Raw genomic sequence first — 16,616 nt, forward strand, 5'->3', positions numbered from 1 at the left:
CTTTCGTGTATCGCACATTTTTAACGAAATGTCATTATTTTTTGCAGTTTTGTTGACGTAAATTAATCTCCTGTTATCAAGATTAATTATTTTTTTCTTAATGATATGGTTATTTTAATTCCTCATTCCCCCGAAACGATAATCTAGACCATAAGGAAATTATACCAATTCTCGAATACAACGAGAGACTTCGGTTGTGGCAGGGGATAGGGGTTAGGGGATAGGGGTTAGGGGATAGGGTGTAGGGAAAACAAAGGTTGTGGTTTTTTGGTTAAAAGAGATAAATGTCTTGATGTCTCCAGACACTTTTGAGAATTGGTATTAATTAGAACGACTATAAAATATTGCACAAAAAATAGCTCCCTCAAAACGAATTTAAGAGAGCTTATAGTCTATAGCCTAGAGTTAATTACGAAGCAATTCTATACATGAGCTAATAATTGGTCTGCTTGTTTAGCTGTTTCAAAGAAATAACGCACATTATCTTCAGGAGTACCAACTAAAACCCCATGACCTAGGTTAAGGATGTGTCCTTGATTTCCTGCTTTACGAATGGTATCTAAAATGCGATCGCGAATTACTTCATGAGAGCCAAATAGAACTCCAGGGTCAATATTACCTTGGACTTTCATCTCTTTACCCAATCTCTGTCTGGCTTCAGCCATGTCTACAGTCCAGTCTACGTTAACGATATCCGCACCAGAAGGAGTCATACGTTCTAATAAACCAGCACTACCGCTAACCAGAAGAATCAAAGGAGTGTCGGGATGGGTTTCTTTTACCTTACGGAATACTTGTTGTTGATAGGGTAAAGCAAATTTTTCATAGTCTTGGGGACATAGTTGACCAGCCCAAGAATCGAACATTTGTACCGCTTGCGCCCCACAATCAATTTGATGGCAGACATAGGTAGCGATCGCATCTGCTAGCTTGCTCAATAACTGATGTAAAATTGTCGGATCGGAAAATGCCATTCCCTTGATGTTGGAATAGGTCTTAGAACCTTTACCTTCTACGGCATAAGCTGCTAGAGTCCAGGGTGCGCCAACAAAACCCAAAACAGTGGATTTATTACCTACCTCAGAACGCAACGTTTGTAGAATAGGCTTAATAAAGGGTAGGGATTCGTCGGGTTGTAAGGGATGTAAGTCGTCTACTTGCTTCTGACTGCGGATAGGAGAAGCAATAATCGGTCCTTTTCCTTCGGCAATGTCCATTTCAATGCCTAAGCCAGGAAGAGGGGTAACAATGTCGGAAAACATAATTACGCCGTCTGGTTGAAAAGCTTTCCAAGGCTGCAAAGAAATTTCAATTGCTACATCAGGATTTTCGGAACGTTCGCGAAAACTAGGATATTTTTCTCTCAGGTCGCGATATGCTTTCATATATCTACCCGCTTGGCGCATCATCCAAACAGGAGGGCGTTCGAGAACTTCACCTTTGGCTGCTCTTAACAATAAAGGAGTTTCCTTAACCTCGCTCATTTTATTATTTCCTTTTAATATTTTTTTTAAGTGCAAGTGCTAGCTTACCATTGCACAAGGGTTCAATCGCCTTCAGAGATTGTATAATTATGTGAAGTTAGCTACCGCGATTGTGCTAGTCAAGCAAAACTATGACAGGCAGGAGTAGAGACCAAAGAACATATTGCTCGTTCCAATTCCTTGATGGAATAAGGAGTTTTTAAACAGGCATCATAACCCAAATTTGCCGTGGATTGCAGTATGAATTTATTGCCAATAACTAAAATAGGAATATTGCGAGTCAGCCAATCTAATTTCAACGACGTAATTAAATTGGAACAGTTTTCTTTAGTTTTGTCTAATTTTAAAATAATCAAATCTGGTTGATTTTGTTGTATCCAATCAAGAGTTTTTCCAGGATGATATTTTAACCAATAAGCTTTATTAAACAGAGGAGAAATAAAAGAATTTATTCTTAGTGCTGGTTCTTGTACTATTAAGATAGTAGGAATAGCTACGCCATCAAATATTCGGGGGTTCATAATAGCTTTTGGTCAATGCCAAAAGTAAATACAATTCCATCAACCGTAAGTGTAGTCTTATTCTGCAAATAACTTCGATCGGACTACCAAAAAGTTTATCAACGAACGGAAAAACTATAAAAAAAGATATTGTTCTTAACAAAACATTTGGGATTTATATAGTCCAAGGGATCGCCAACTACAAGCTAAAAACCGACGGACAAACAACACAAACTTTTAAGTTGTCAGCAATGCTACAATCTGATATGTTTGCTTGACTGGCTATTTAAACCAATCCCGAATAGTTGCTTCTGTTTCTGTCACCAGCCAATCAAAATTCCTGCTAGTTTGTCGAACAATATCCCAAGATATTTTTTCGATTTCTGGAGGAGCGACCAGCCATTTTTCCATATAAATTACGGGAATACGAACGCCATGACTAAAAAAGCTGGTTCTTTCTATAGATTGATAGCCATTGGCTTGATAAAAAGGTTCTCCTGTAATCGATGCCAAAAGATTAATCCCTCGACAATTACGATCGCGAGCATTGGTTTCTAAAGTCTGTAAAAGTTTTGTGCCGACTCCTTGACGGGTGTATTCGGGGTGGACGAATAATTCGTATAGTCTTTGGCTGCTGTTGAGCCAATCTAAGTCACTAATAGAAGCATAGCCGATTATTTTATCTCCTTGGTAAGCAACAATATTTTGTAAATTATCTGTATTTTGTTCGGGATTGAAAAAATCGATGATTTTACTCATGTTATCGATCGCCGTTAACTCTTGAGGACTATACTGACGATATAAACCTTGAAGGGCGGTAATTTGTTCTGGAGAATAATCATTAGCGTTTAGTCGAGCAATCGAATCTCGTTTGAGTTGGGCAATAGAATTAAGATCTTCTATGGTTTGTTTTCTGATGAAAAAGTCAGAGTTGCGATCGTTCATGAGTAACCTCCGTTTGGGATATTGGTTATTAGTTGTTGGTTGTTTTACAGCAAAGTATCGATGTTTAAGGAATATGTAAATGAATTAAATCAAATAAAAACTTTAGACGAGTTAATCGATCGCGTCAAACTGCTATAACTATTATTAATGTCTGATACTCCTTTATTAAGTGCTTTACTAAAATCAGCACAAAAACCTCATGCTGCTTTTTATGCCCCAGGACACAAGCAGGGGAAAGGATGCAATCCTAAAATTAAAGAATTATTGGGTAAGAGTGTCTTTACCGCAGATTTACCAGAATTACCAGAGCTAGACAATTTATTTGCTCCAGAAGGAGTGATTCAATCGGCACAAGCATTAGCAGCTGAAACTTTTGGCGCAGAAAAAACTTGGTTTTTGGTCAATGGTTCTACTTGTGGCATTGTTGCCAGTATTTTGGCAGTATGTGGCGAGGGAGATAAGATCGTCTTACCCAGAAATATCCATCAATCGGCGATCGCGGGATTGGTTTTATCGGGGGCAATACCAGTCTTTGTATATCCCGAATACGATGCAGCAACGGGATTGGCTTATAATGTCACGACCGAAGCAGTAAAACAAGCTTTGACAGCACATCCCGACACCAAAGCGGTAATGATGTTACACCCCACCTATCAGGGAGTTTGTAGCGATTTAAAGGCGATCGTCGAGATCGTCCATCAATCTAATATTCCCTTGCTAGTAGATGAAGCACACGGGGCGCACTTTGGTTTTCATTCCAGTCTTCCTCCGTCGGCGATGAATGTGGGGGCAGATCTGGCAGTACAATCTACCCATAAAGTTTTGAGTGCCATGACTCAAGCTTCAATGCTGCATCTTCAGGGAAATCGTATCGATCCTCAAAGAATTAATCGAGCTTTGCAACTCGTTGAATCTACTAGTCCAAGCTATCTTCTATTAGCCTCTTTAGATGCAGCCAGAGAGCAAATGTCAGAGTTCGGTAAAGAATTAATCGCCCAGACCATCAAACTTGCCACAGAAGCTAGAGAAAAAATAGCAGCAATTCCCTATATCTCTATTCTCAACCCCAAAAGAAAATCAGGCTGCAATAGTTTCGACATTACCAGACTTACTATAGACCTGTCCCAATTAGGTATCACTGGATTTGAAGCCGACGAAATCCTGAACGAACAACTAGGAGTTATTTGCGAACTTCCCCTACTCCACCACCTCACCTTTATTATCTCCCTCGGCAACAGTCCCCAAGACATCCAAGAGCTAATCCACGCTTGTCAAAAACTCTCCCAGTCCCCCAGTCCCCCTGTCCCCCTGTCTCCCAGTCCCCTTGTCCCCCAGTCCCCCAGTCCTCCAGTCCCCTTGTCTCCCAGAAAAGCCTACTTCGCCCCCACCAAAACCATAAAAATAGCTGAAGCCTTAAACCGTATTTGTGGAGAATTAATCTGTCCCTATCCCCCAGGAATACCGTTATTAATGCCAGGAGAAATTATTACTTCAGAAGCCCTAGAATATTTGCAACAAGTTGTAGTAGCCAAGGGAACTATTACAGGGTGTAAAGATCCCACCCTTAAAACCATACAAGTGATAAATGATAAATGTTAAATGATAAATGATAAATGTTATGTGGTCTTATAAAACTCCTGGTATTCCCGACAAATTGTTTGAACGCTTGCCAGGTATTCCTCTGAGTAAAAGAGAGGTACGCATTTTAATTATTTCGTCCTTACGGATGAAACCAAATTCAGTGTTGTGGGATATTGGTGCGGGGACGGGAACTATTCCCGTAGAGATGGGTTTATTGTGTCCTGAAGGAAAAATTGTGGCTATAGAAAGGGATGAAGAAGTTGCGGGATTGATTAGACGTAATTGCGATCGCTTTGGAGTAGATAACGTTGAAGTTGTTCGCGGTAGCGCGCCCAATTGTTTGACTGAGATTAAACCCCAACCAGATTTAGTTTGCCTTGAAGGAGGGAAACCTATTAAAGATATCCTCAAACAAACTTGGGAATATCTCAAACCAGAAGGACGTATTGTAGCTACAGTCAATAGCTTAGAAAATTTATATATTATTTCTGAAGGTTTGTCACAACTCCAAGCTCGTAATATTGAAGTAGTTCAGTCTGCCGTCAATCGGTTAGAAACTAGGGGAATTCATCAAACTTTTGCTGCGGTAAATCCCATGTTTATTTTAAGTGGCGAAAAACTATGAGGGTTTGTAAAATCTTAATCTATGGTTGCTGCTTGTAACTATATGATTAGGACTTAAGCCATTAATTTGTTAACCTTTCATCAGGTTTTCCTTAACTCAGTTTTTACTTTAAATTAGCGTTTGTAACAGTAACGCATTATGCCTTTGTCTCGTATAGTTAGTGCCGTAATCGCGATCGCCTTAGCCCTGGGAATGATTATTCTTGGAGGATGGTATTTTACTTTTGGTATTGGTCTGCTAATTTTTTTAGCCCAATTGGAGTATTTTCGTTTAGTCCGCGCCAAAGGAATCGAACCCGCAGCCAAAACCACTCTAATTGTCTCTCAACTATTGTTAATCGGCTCTACTTTAGCTCCCAATATAACTGATGCTATGTTTTGTCTTGGGGGAACAATTATTTGTTTTTACTTGTTATTTCAACCCAAGATGGCTACCATCGCTGATATTTCTAGCTCCATTTTAGGCTTATTTTACGCTGGTTATTTACCCACATTCTGGGTGCGTTTGCGAGTCAGTTTGCCCAATGCGAATAACGCTAGTAACTTACCTTTCAACGGCTATTGGCCAGAATCTTGGCTCGATCCCAGTCAGTTTCCCCCAGCTCTTACCTTAACTTTTCTGGTAATGGCTTGTATTTGGGCAGCAGATATCGGTGCGTATACGATGGGCAAAAGTTTCGGTCGCACTCGGCTTTCGGATATTAGCCCCAAAAAAACTGTCGAAGGAGCAGTTTTCGGAGTATTGGGCAGTTCTCTCGTAGCAGAATTGGGAGCGTGGTATTTTCATTTACCCGCTTGGCAAATTAGCGGTGTAATGTTGGGGACTTTAATTGGCATTACTAGTTTGCTAGGAGATCTCACCGAGTCGATGATGAAACGAGATGCAGGAGTGAAAGATTCTGGACAGCTGATCCCAGGACATGGAGGCATTCTCGATCGTACTGACAGTTATGTTTTTACAGCACCTCTAGTTTATTATTTCTTTACTCTTTTATTGCCTCTATTATCTGCTTCCTAGAAGCTTTTGAGAAAAAACTCTTGATAGATTCGAGTGTCTTACAGCCGTTTTCAGTTGAATAGCTCTCTGGGAAAATTTACTAGTTCGTAGTTTTTAGTTTTTAGTTCTTAGTTTTTAAAGTTTAATTATGTGGTCTACCCATGTGAAAAGCGCAGTAAGTTTAAAACTATTATTATTAATGCGATCGCTTTTTCGTCTTGCACCTGTAGCTGTAGCATTTTAAGAGATTGTCTGATTATTTGAAAATTGATTTCTGAGCTTTGAGGAATTTATCAGACCGATTCGGCGATCGATAGTTTATCGGTTCAAGTTCAAATGCAAACTAAATGAAAATCTGGAATCGTTTCAGGCAAACTAAGGTTTCAAAACAAGCTAACCGTAACCAACCTAAACTTTACGGCACTTTTGAAGGGGTCTTTAAACCGACCCTGTTGACTATCTTGGGCGCGATTATGTATCTGCGCGTAGGTTGGGTTGTGGGGAATGCGGGTTTTTTGGGAGGGATTTTAGTGATTTTGGCTGCGGTGAGTATTACCCTAGCTACGGGTTTATCTCTCGCGTCTATTGCTAGTAATACCCGTTTGTCAGCAGGAGGACCTTATGCCATGATTGCCAAGGCGTTGGGTTTGGAAGTTGGTGCTGCCATTGGGATTCCTTTGTTTCTTTGTCAGGCTTTTGCAGTAGCGATGTATGTTTTTGGCTTCCGTGAGGGTTGGTTGAATATTTTTCCCCAGCATTCTCCTTTATTGGTAGACTTTCTGGTATTTTTTTTGGTGTTTGCCATTGCTTCAATTGGTGCGAGTTGGGCATTTCGCATTCAATATTTAGTCATGTTGGCGATCACTATTTCTTTAATTTCGATTTTTGTCAGTCCTGCATTTTGGCAGTCACAGCAAGATTTGGTAGTGTTTGGGGATTTTCCTGGTTCGTTGGAAACAGAATTTGCAGGCATTTCTTTTTGGGGTGTATTTGCGGTGTTTTTTCCTGCGGTAACGGGGATTATGTCGGGAGTCAATATGTCTGGGGAATTGCAAAATAGTCGGATTAATATTCCCAGAGGTACGCTGGCTGCGATTGGAGTTAGCAGCGTGATTTATTTGGCTTTGTGTTATTGGGTGGCTAAAGTAGCTTCCCCCGAAGAATTGGTCAATAACTACACTATTGCGATCGATAAAGCTTGGTGGCAACCTGCGGTGTTATTGGGTTTATTGGCAGCTACTTTCTCGGCGGCTCTGTCTTCTCTAGTCGGCGCGCCCCGCATTTTGGTAGCCCTAGCGCGGGATGGGGTAATTCCCCAGGGTAAATGGATTGCTAAGTTATCTCGTAATGGCGAACCCCGTCGAGGTATTTTCTTAAGTAGTTTGTTTGTAGTAGGAGCGTTAATGTTGCGGGATCTGAATGCGATCGCACCCTTGATTACCATGTTTTTTCTGATTACCTATGCTGCTTTAAATCTAGTCGTGTTGTTAGAGTCGCGGTTGGGCTTAATGAATTTCCGTCCTACTTTTAAAGTTTCCACGCTTATTCCCCTCTATGGCTTTGTTAGTTGTCTGTTTGCCATGTTGGTAATTGATGCCCGCTTTAGCTTTATTGCTACCATCGTCGTCTTATTTATCTATTTTCAGTTAGCCAAAAAACCAGACAGTTCTAGAATTACGGGAGATGTCAGAAGTGGAATCTTTGAGGCGATCGCACTTTGGGCAGCTAAAAAAACCAGTGAGATCGATCGTAATAATTTTCGGGCTTGGCGACCGACTTTACTAGTACCTTTAGAGAATTGGTCGCAGTTATTAGGAGAATTTCGCCTGTTGTTCGATCTCTGCCAGCCAGAGGGTTCGATCCAGTTATTAGGGTTAGCTGAAGATAACAATATTGATGACTTTTCCCATAGATTAAGAAAACTAGCAGCAGCATTTCGCCGTAAGGGGATCTTTACCACCTATTCGATCCTTAAGACTGCTAATGCGATCGCAGGAATTGCTACGGTTTTACAGTCTTCTCAGAGTACTTTTTTCCGCCCCAATATCTTGTTTCTCAAAGTTCCCGAAGAGGCTACAGATTGGGTGCAAATTCAGCCTTTGCTACTCGAAGCTCAACGACTAGAAATGGGCATCATGTTATTTGGTCTGCATCCTTTAGCGGGGATGGGTAGGGTAGAGGTAATCAATGTCTGGCTAACACCACAATCGGGAGATATGCCTTTTTCTAGCAAAATTAAACAGGGTAATCTCAATCTGACAATGTTAATGGCATTGCGACTCCATCGTAGTTGGCGAGGTTCTTTAAATCTAATTACTGTCGTACCAAATACTGAAGAGGTGAAAGCAGCCCAACAATACATCGAGGAACTACGGGATCTCGCCCGCGTACCCCATAGTGCCAAAACCTTCGTGTTAGTCGGAAAATTTGTAGATTGTTTGACCCAGGCACCCCAATCGGATATGGACTTTATGGGACTTACCTTAGAACCAGATTTTGAGTTTATTCGCCAAACGATCGAGATAACTGGTTCTTCCTGTCTATTTTTTCGCGATTCTGGTAACGAAAGTGCGATTGCTTGATTGGTTATTGCTTAATACTCCTAACTCCTGACTTCAAAAAATTTCTTATAATAAAGGTAGGGAAGCCGTCCAATATTGGAAGGAGGGCAAAATGAAAAAAAGAGCCCTTATCTACGATTCGCTCGAAACTTTGTTAGTAGCTTTAATTATTGGCTTGCTAGCAGTCATGGCAGTCAAAGCTGAAAGCAGCCCAGATTTGGATTCTCTCAACGGATTATTTACTCCTACTCAATCCGAAAGGTTTTTCCAAGATGGTAGAGAAAACTTGGAACGGGAAATCAAAATATTTACCCATCCAGAAAAATATTTGCGTGACGATCTGTTGCAAATCGATCCCGAATCCCTCGAACAAGTGAATCGAGGTAAGTTTTATTCTGACTTTGACTGGGAAAATTCCCCATATAAATTACATATAGACATCATCGAACATTGAGTTTGAATCTATAAGTATCTAGGCAGAATTATTTGTAACCTCAGTTCGGGTTAAGCTACTGGCTATCGATCTAGTTATTAGTTATTAGTTAGGGACGTTTCATGAAACGTCCGTACTAGTTATTAGTTAAAGCTTATTTTTATTACAAACGGCGATTAAAACCCTTCGGGCGGTCGTGGAATAAAAGTCTTCAGACACGAGCATTAGTTGCGGTAAACTACGGGCATTACTGCCCTCTGAAAACTAAGAACCAAAAACTAAGAACTAAAAACTAAAAACTACGAACTAGTAAATTTCCCCAGAGAGCTATTCAACTGAAAACGGCTGTAAAATTTCATAGACTGTTTTCAGCAGATCGTCGTTATTGTATGGCTTAGATAAAAAGTTTGTAATGTCTCCACCCAATTCTTTAATAATTTCTTGGCTGGCGATCGATCCACTAACGACAATAATTTGGGCATCTGGGTCGATTTGCTTGAGGGTACGGATTGCAGTTTTGCCATCCATTCCAGGCATCATAATGTCCATGACGATTAAGTCAATTCCTTCTTTGTCGTTGGCATAGGTAGCAACTGCCTCAATACCATTATTAGCGGTGATTACGCGATAATTATGGGTTTCCAAGGTGGCTTTGGTTACTTCGAGGATCGAGCTTTCATCATCTACTACGAGAATTAATTCTCCATTTCCTTGGGGAATTGCTTCATCCGCTGTTGTTGGGGAATCTGCGACATCACTGGCAGGTAAAAATACTTGAAATTTAGTTCCTCGATCGCTTCTTCTATCGCTGATCGCCTCAACAAAGCCGCCATGACTTTTAATAATACCGATCGCAGTAGACAAGCCCAATCCCGTACCTTGTCCGATTTCTTTAGTGGTAAAAAACGGTTCAAAAATGCGATCGATGATTTCTGGGGGAATACCTACTCCCGTATCGGTAACGGTGATTTTGACATAAGCACCCAATTCCGCATCGAGATGGAGGCGGGCATATTCAGAATTGATCATAAAGTTCTCAGCCTGAAGGGATAACTTACCACCATTGGGCATGGCATCGCGGGCATTGACGCAAAGATTCATTAAGACTTGATGGAGTTGATTCACATCGCCATTAACCGTCCACAAGGTTTTAGGGGCATCAATGTTTAATTCGATCGCCTTGGGAAAGGTTTCTTTGATTATTTGCCCAATTTCGTTAATTAAATGGCGAATTTGGACGATGCCTTTTTCTCCTTCTAAACCCCGCGAAAAGGTAAGAATCTGCTTGACTAATGCCGTTCCTCTCTCGGCATTGTTCTCCATGATTTTGAAAACACTTTTGGTCTGTTCGTCTGCATCGAGTAATTTGAGGGGTAGTAGTTTAGCAAAGCCCAAGATGGGAGTGAGAATGTTATTGAGATCGTGGGCAATTCCTCCTGCCAGAGTTCCCAAGCTTTCTAACCGTTGGGTGCGGAGAAACTGCGCTTCTAGCTGTTTTTGCTCCGTGATGTCGGTATTAACTACTAAATAGGATTTAGGTTCGCCTGACTCGTCTTTAACCAACGTCCAGCGACTTTCAACCATGATTTCCCTACCTGTTTTAGTAACTTGCTGTAGTTCCCCCTGCCATTCTCCATTATTTCTCACAGCTTGCTGTATTTCTCTCAACCGACTGAGAGAGTTACGATATAAAAGTTTGGTGGCATCTTGGTTTAAAGTTTCTTGTTGCGACCAACCATATAGCTTCTCTGCCCCTTTGTTCCAAAACAATAGTTGGTTATCTAAGCCTCGAACCATAATCGCATCGGTAGCCACATCGAGTAATGCTGCTTGTTCGCGGTTTTTCGCTTCTGCTTGTTTGAGATCGGTGATATTTCTCCCTTCAGGAATTAGCATGATTACTTTTCCAGATTTGTCTTTAATAGGAGAAAGAGAAAAATCTACCGTTACCAGACGATTATCTGTTCCAGGGTGGTCTACTTCAAACCTAATGAATTCTCCTTGGGCAGCTTGCTTGATTCCCTTTTTTAGCAGATTTTGAGTGTTTTTGGATGACGACCACCAGGGAGTTTCCCAAAAGAATTTACCTGCTACGTCACCAAGATTCAAACCGATAAAATCTAAAGAAGTTTTGTTAGCTTCAATAAGTTTGCCATCTGGCTCTAATAGACCGATAAATTGAAAAGTCTGGTCAAAAATTGCCCGAAACTTCTGTTCGCTTTGTTTGAGCTTCAATTCTGCCTGCTGGCGTTCTAGTTCGCTAGTGACGCGAGTAGCAAAAATCTTCAGTACTTCTTCGATCAGAGGAACATCTTGAAACGGTTTGCTATCGAGAATCGTAATTAAACCAAAAGCCGTTCCATCAGAGTTAGAAATCGGGATTCCTGCGTAGCTTTCTGCTTTTACTTCTTGTAGATAAAGATCTTGCGGAAATAGCTGCTGAATTTTTTCTGGATAGACACAAAGTTTGTTGCCAACCACTACATTTTCGCAGGGTGCGCCAGCTAACCGATATTCAAAATTGTCGCCGATCTTTCCTCGTTCGTATACTGCCAAAGTTTTAATAATTCCTGCTTCAGAGTCAGCGAGTTCGCTAATATAAGCAGAATCTACTTGGAGTGCTTTACAAAGATATTCAACTAAGGATGTAAGGAAGTTTGCTCCTACTTCGACTGTCATTCCCGAAGCAATATCCTTCAGAATTTTTTCCCGTCGTTTGCGATCGCTGATATCAATTACCGAGCCAATATAACCTTTAAATTGACCGTCACTACCAATCCAGGGTTGAGCAGCATCGATTGCCCAACGATACTCACCATCATGACGACGCACTCGGTAATCGATCTCAAATGCTGACTGACTTTCATTAGCGCGCAAGAATATTGCTTTAGCTCGGTCGAGGTCGTCGGGATGTACCGCCGTTAGCCAACCCACCCCCAATGCTGTTTCTTTTGTTTGACCTGTAAACTCACACCAGCTTTGACTCACAAAGGTACAACAGGCATTTTCATCTGTCACCCACACCATCATCGGAGCATTATCTGCCATATTGCGAAATCTTTGTTCGCTTTCACGTAAAGCTACTTCCGCTTGTTTGCGATCGCTAATATTGGTAATCGAACCCGCCATCCGTACCGCTTTCCCTGCTTTGTTCCAGATTGCCTGTCCTCTGGCATTAAACCAGCAATATTCGCCTTGTTTGGTTTGTAGACGATATTCAACGTTATAGGGAACGCGATCTTTAAGATGATTTTGCACGGCGGTTAAAACTCTTTGGCGATCTTCTGGATGCAGTTTCGACGACCATGCTTCAAACAGATTGGGCATTTCTGCATCGGTGTAGCCAATCATTTCCTTAAACCGAGGCGCGTAAAACACTTCGTCAGTTAAAGTATTCCAGTCCCACAAACCATCGCTAGAACCGCTAACCGCTAAATTGTAACGTTCTTGACTTTCTCTAAGCTTATTTTCTATCTGTAAGCGTTCGTTTGCTTGAGCGATAATATTGGCGATCGCACTTAAAAAATTTACATCATCGGTCGTAAAGTTACGCTGCTTGGTAGTGTGAGTCCCCAAAACTCCATAGGGTTTGCCACCATCGACAATAACCACACTTATTCCACTAATTACCTGATGGTCAATGAGGAGAGAAGAGCCATTAAAGCGAGTTTCGGTACGCAGATCCTCGACTACCACGGGCTGAGACTGTTGTAGGGTATAGCCCGCCTGGGAACTCAGTTCAATTCCTATTTTGGCAGTTCCTACCAAACCTTCATGCCAGCCCACTCCTGCCTCCAGTAGTAGAGTATCGTCGGGCAATAGTTTCAGCACCTTACAGTATTCAACCTCTAGGGTATCAGAAACTAAATAAACCGCTCTTTGTAGAATCAACGGTAGATTGGCAATTTTCAAAGCATACTGACCGAATTCAGCGATCGCTTTCCCTTGTCGATTGGCAGTTCTCAAGGCAGCAGTGCGTTCTGCAATCTCGATTTTTAGCTCTACCTGACGATTTTCTAAAAGTTGAGTTTGAGCTAATTCTAACTGGCATACTTGCTGTTGTAGAGATTCAATTACCCCATACATTTCGCCAGGGTCAAATACTTGTAACAAACTAGTTTGGGTCACAATTCCTACTAGTTGCCCCTGAGTATCGCCGACCAATAAACGTCTTACCCGATGCTGCTGCATTTGCTGGTGTACCGACCAAAGACTATCATCGGGACTAACCAGAAATAACGGCGTGCTCATCACATCCCGCGCCGATTGTCTTAAGTCTAAATTGAGATTCTGAAACTGGACGATATCTCGTTCGGTAATAATTCCTAAAGGAGATACTGAATCTGTCTCGGGAAAGGTTTGGCAGATTGCCACGCAGCTTACTTTGTGTTCTGCCATTAATCGGGCTACGTGCCGAATCGAATCTTCGGGAGTGGCATAAATTACTCCTGTCTTCATTATTTCGTCAACTTTACGCCACTTCATCATATTGACTGGCTGAAGTTTACGACGTAAATTTTTGGCGGTAATTAGACCCAACAAATTGCGCTCGGGGTCAACTATGGGTAGGTGACGAATGGAATGCGATCGCAGTAGATTTAAGGCAGCAAAAATATCTTCCGTACCAGTGTAGGTTAAAAAGATTGTCTCTCGACTCATTACCTTTTCAATTGCTATGCCTGTCAAGTCGATTTCCGTAGCGATTAACCTAACCAAATCTCGCTCGGTAAAGATGCCCAACAGACGATTGTCACGGGCGATCAGCACGCAACTACTATTGCTAGCAGCCAGATCTTCAGAAATGTTGACCCTACAGCTATTACCCCTTTGCTGCATCAGACCGATCGTTGCCGATAGAGAAGTATCGGGAGTAACCGTTAGCGGCTGGCGATCGATTATTTGTTCTAAAGCAAAAAAGTGATTTGACTGCACTATAGTTTGATGGCGATCTGTAGAATAGAAATACTTCCTGGGATCATTCTAAGTGCAATAACTTAATTTTTTTGTAATTTTAGGTTAACAAATCAGTGCAACATGACAAAATGTTGGGTTTAAAACTAAATTGAGCTTGATATTCCTGGGTTGCTGGCAATATTTAATGATTAATTAGCAATTCTGACCTTAGCCAGCGATAATCTTGTAAATTCTGACTAGTCCAGCAAGCCAATCCCGCCCGTTCGGTTACGGTTTCCACTGCCACAATAACATCGGGGTTTGTACTGTCAATTTGTCCTGGTTTGCCCAGCTTTTCTAATTCTTGCAAAATGACCAAATCGAGAAAAGTTTCCTCCTCATGGCGATCGATGCGATCTTTAAAGCCAATGCGGTGCATCCTAACGTAGAATTTTTTTCCTGCTAACATTGGCAGCCAGTCTAAGACAATTTTTTTTGCCTTGGCTTCAAATTCTTCCTGCCATTGAAAATCAAAGGTTTTCGTTACGGGAACGATTCGCTCGAATAGATTGAGTAAATTGGCATCTTGTTTAAATTGGCGATCGCATTTTGCCAGAAACTGGGGAATGCTTTCGACTTTGACTAGTAGAAGATTCTCAAAATCACTTTGGTAGACTTTGCCCAGCTTTTCTAATAATAAATATGCAGGACTAAAGCTATGTTCTCTGACTTTTACTAATACATTCCAGTCAAGCATGGTTTTATCCTCTGTTAAATTGGTTGTTAGTTGGTAGGGTCGTTTCATAAAACGACCGTACGGTTGTTGGTTGGTTGGTTACAAAACAGATATGCAAAAGTTAATCGATTTCGTTAAAGAGAAAATTGCTCGCATCTAAGTTGTTTGCGCCCACTAGGGTAATGGTGTCGCTATTGGGGGAACGTCCGAATAGGTCGGAAAAGTCGAAGGTAGTTGAAGCACCAATAATTTGAATTCTGTCATCTCCAGAATCTAAAATACCCGAACCGTTGGTATCGAGATGGGCAAATTCATCTAAAGAAGGGAAAACGATTTTATCTTCTGGGCTGAAATCTAAAATACTGTCGCGATCTAAATTAACCTCAGAATTAAGATCGTAAACATAAAGATCGGCACCCTGACCTCCTGTAAATAGGTCATAACCAGAATTAGAAGCGAGGAAAATATCGTCACCCCTACCGCCAAACAAGACATCATTCCCCGCACCATCATCAATAGTGTCGCCACCGTCTCCACCTTCAATTAGATCGTTACCAGCATCGCCTTCGATAGTATCCGCGCCATTTCTTCCTAACAAATAATCATTGCCGTTACCACCATTAAGGAAATCGTCACCTGTCAAACCATCGATGTAATCTGCACCATCTAAACCAAAGATGCGATCGCCAGATTCAGTTCCTAAAAGGAAATCACTACGATCCGTACCGATAATATCTTCACTGCTACTGGGAGTTTGGACTTCATAAGCACCGATGTCAGTGCTGTTGCCCACAGTGCGGGCAAATCCTTCTCCCCTTTGATCTGTTGCCAAGTTATTGGGATTGCTACCCGCATCAATAGCAGGCGAACCTTCTAAAAGAGCGATAGTTTGAGTAAAACCGCCATTTTCTTGTAATTCTCCTAATTGAGGATCGAGAGGATTATCGGCAGTACCTACCAGATCTCCTTGAGATGAATTAAAGAAATCTGTGAAACTATCTCCATTGCCAATGAGGTTGTTGCCACCGCTATTAAAACTATCTCCTCCCAGATCGCGATCGCCTTCGTTTCCTGCAACAATAGTACTAGTTAGATTGAGAGTGCCAGAGATAATCACGTCTTCGGGTAAGTCGTCGGGGGCAATAAATGATTCTTGTTGATAAACTCCCGCAGCACCTCCCGCAGCAAAATTCCCCGTAATGGTGCTGTTATTGATAGTCATGGTTGACTCGACATAGTTTTTGACTCCTCCGCCTTGACTGACAGTAGCAGCATTGCCTGTAATCGTACTGTTGTTAATGATGACTTCAGCTTCCCGTTGGCGACTGTTACCTGCCACAATGCCACCATTAGAAGCTGCGGTGTTACCAGAAATGGTACTGTTGTTGATGGTAGTGTTGGAAGAACCAGAAGAAATACCCCCAGCATTGCCCCCAGCAGAGTTGTTGCTGATAGTAGTGTGGTTAATATTGGCAACGGAGTTATTAATGTTGATACCACCGCCAAAAGCTCCCGTAGAGTTGCCGTCGATGAGGCTGCGATCGATGTCGATGGTGGCATTTTCGACAAAAATTCCCCCAGTAGTAAAGTTGGAATTATTATTGTTGATACTGCTATCAATAATCTGGTTATTACCTGCGATGGTATAGATTCCGCCAGCTTCAAAAGCATAGTTATGATCTACATAGCTGCTTTGTAAAGTGAGATTGCCTTGATTGGCAATACCGCCTCCTAATTCCGCACTGTTATAAGAAATAGTGCTGCGAACAACAGTTAGATTTTCTCGGTTAAAAATACCACCACCAGTATTGTCTGTATCTCTGTTGTTGACATTGCCATTTTCAATCAATAATCCATCTAAA

The 16,616-nt window shown here is 41.6% G+C and carries 11 protein-coding genes; 5 read left to right on the top strand and 6 right to left on the bottom strand.

What is annotated here, in order from left to right:
• Positions 1-422: 422 nt before the first annotated feature.
• The 3 genes from hemE to AC33VI_RS14325 all read right to left on the bottom strand — a co-directional run bounded on the left by hemE (position 423) and on the right by AC33VI_RS14325 (position 2,929).
• Entirely contained in the window at positions 423-1,484 is a 1,062-nt protein-coding gene (hemE, locus tag AC33VI_RS14315) for a uroporphyrinogen decarboxylase (protein ID WP_491782938.1), read from the bottom strand.
• Positions 1,485-1,603: 119 nt separating this feature from the next.
• Positions 1,604-2,005, bottom strand: a complete 402-nt coding sequence (locus tag AC33VI_RS14320) for a response regulator (protein WP_491782939.1) — start codon at positions 2,003-2,005, stop codon at positions 1,604-1,606.
• Positions 2,006-2,266: 261 nt separating this feature from the next.
• Positions 2,267-2,929 (bottom strand): GNAT family N-acetyltransferase, encoded by a 663-nt coding sequence (locus tag AC33VI_RS14325; RefSeq protein WP_491782940.1) that lies wholly within the window; start codon positions 2,927-2,929, stop codon positions 2,267-2,269.
• Positions 2,930-3,076: 147 nt separating this feature from the next.
• Here AC33VI_RS14325 and AC33VI_RS14330 point away from each other — a divergent pair, with 147 nt between their 5' ends.
• The 5 genes from AC33VI_RS14330 to AC33VI_RS14350 all read left to right on the top strand — a co-directional run bounded on the left by AC33VI_RS14330 (position 3,077) and on the right by AC33VI_RS14350 (position 9,146).
• Positions 3,077-4,528, top strand: coding sequence for an aminotransferase class I/II-fold pyridoxal phosphate-dependent enzyme (locus AC33VI_RS14330; RefSeq protein WP_491782941.1), 1,452 nt, complete (start codon positions 3,077-3,079; stop codon positions 4,526-4,528).
• Positions 4,529-4,535: 7 nt separating this feature from the next.
• The gene (cbiT, locus tag AC33VI_RS14335; RefSeq protein WP_491782942.1) at positions 4,536-5,135 is read left to right on the top strand and encodes a precorrin-6Y C5,15-methyltransferase subunit CbiT; all 600 of its coding nucleotides are present in this window, start codon (positions 4,536-4,538) and stop codon (positions 5,133-5,135) included.
• A gap of 138 nt (positions 5,136-5,273) precedes the next feature.
• Positions 5,274-6,152 (top strand): phosphatidate cytidylyltransferase, encoded by an 879-nt coding sequence (locus tag AC33VI_RS14340; protein WP_491782943.1) that lies wholly within the window; start codon positions 5,274-5,276, stop codon positions 6,150-6,152.
• Positions 6,153-6,478: 326 nt separating this feature from the next.
• On the top strand, positions 6,479-8,713 hold the full coding sequence (locus AC33VI_RS14345; protein WP_491782944.1) for an amino acid permease: 2,235 nt from the start codon (positions 6,479-6,481) through the stop codon (positions 8,711-8,713).
• A 91-nt stretch (positions 8,714-8,804) separates the two neighbouring features.
• Positions 8,805-9,146 (top strand): hypothetical protein, encoded by a 342-nt coding sequence (locus tag AC33VI_RS14350; protein ID WP_491782945.1) that lies wholly within the window; start codon positions 8,805-8,807, stop codon positions 9,144-9,146.
• A 306-nt stretch (positions 9,147-9,452) separates the two neighbouring features.
• Here AC33VI_RS14350 and AC33VI_RS14355 read toward each other — a convergent pair whose 3' ends face one another.
• From AC33VI_RS14355 to AC33VI_RS14365, 3 genes are all read right to left on the bottom strand, one after another.
• The gene (locus tag AC33VI_RS14355; RefSeq protein ID WP_491782946.1) at positions 9,453-14,057 is read right to left on the bottom strand and encodes a PAS domain S-box protein; all 4,605 of its coding nucleotides are present in this window, start codon (positions 14,055-14,057) and stop codon (positions 9,453-9,455) included.
• Between the two features lie 163 nt (positions 14,058-14,220).
• Entirely contained in the window at positions 14,221-14,775 is a 555-nt protein-coding gene (locus AC33VI_RS14360) for a THUMP domain-containing protein (RefSeq protein WP_491782947.1), read from the bottom strand.
• Between the two features lie 100 nt (positions 14,776-14,875).
• Positions 14,876-16,616: choice-of-anchor Q domain-containing protein (locus AC33VI_RS14365; protein WP_491782948.1), on the bottom strand; the 1,741-nt coding region annotated here is incomplete at its 5' end.

This window comes from Waterburya sp., from assembly GCF_058530065.1.

Coding starts and splice junctions, on each gene's coding strand:
- AC33VI_RS14350 (WP_491782945.1), top strand. CDS start 8,805: ATGAAAAAAAGAGCCCTTATCTACGATTCGCTCGAAACTTTGTTAGTA.
- AC33VI_RS14345 (WP_491782944.1), top strand. CDS start 6,479: ATGAAAATCTGGAATCGTTTCAGGCAAACTAAGGTTTCAAAACAAGCT.
- cbiT (WP_491782942.1), top strand. CDS start 4,536: ATGATAAATGTTATGTGGTCTTATAAAACTCCTGGTATTCCCGACAAA.
- AC33VI_RS14340 (WP_491782943.1), top strand. CDS start 5,274: ATGCCTTTGTCTCGTATAGTTAGTGCCGTAATCGCGATCGCCTTAGCC.
- AC33VI_RS14320 (WP_491782939.1), bottom strand. CDS start 2,005: ATGAACCCCCGAATATTTGATGGCGTAGCTATTCCTACTATCTTAATA.
- AC33VI_RS14360 (WP_491782947.1), bottom strand. CDS start 14,775: ATGCTTGACTGGAATGTATTAGTAAAAGTCAGAGAACATAGCTTTAGT.
- hemE (WP_491782938.1), bottom strand. CDS start 1,484: ATGAGCGAGGTTAAGGAAACTCCTTTATTGTTAAGAGCAGCCAAAGGT.
- AC33VI_RS14325 (WP_491782940.1), bottom strand. CDS start 2,929: ATGAACGATCGCAACTCTGACTTTTTCATCAGAAAACAAACCATAGAA.
- AC33VI_RS14330 (WP_491782941.1), top strand. CDS start 3,077: ATGTCTGATACTCCTTTATTAAGTGCTTTACTAAAATCAGCACAAAAA.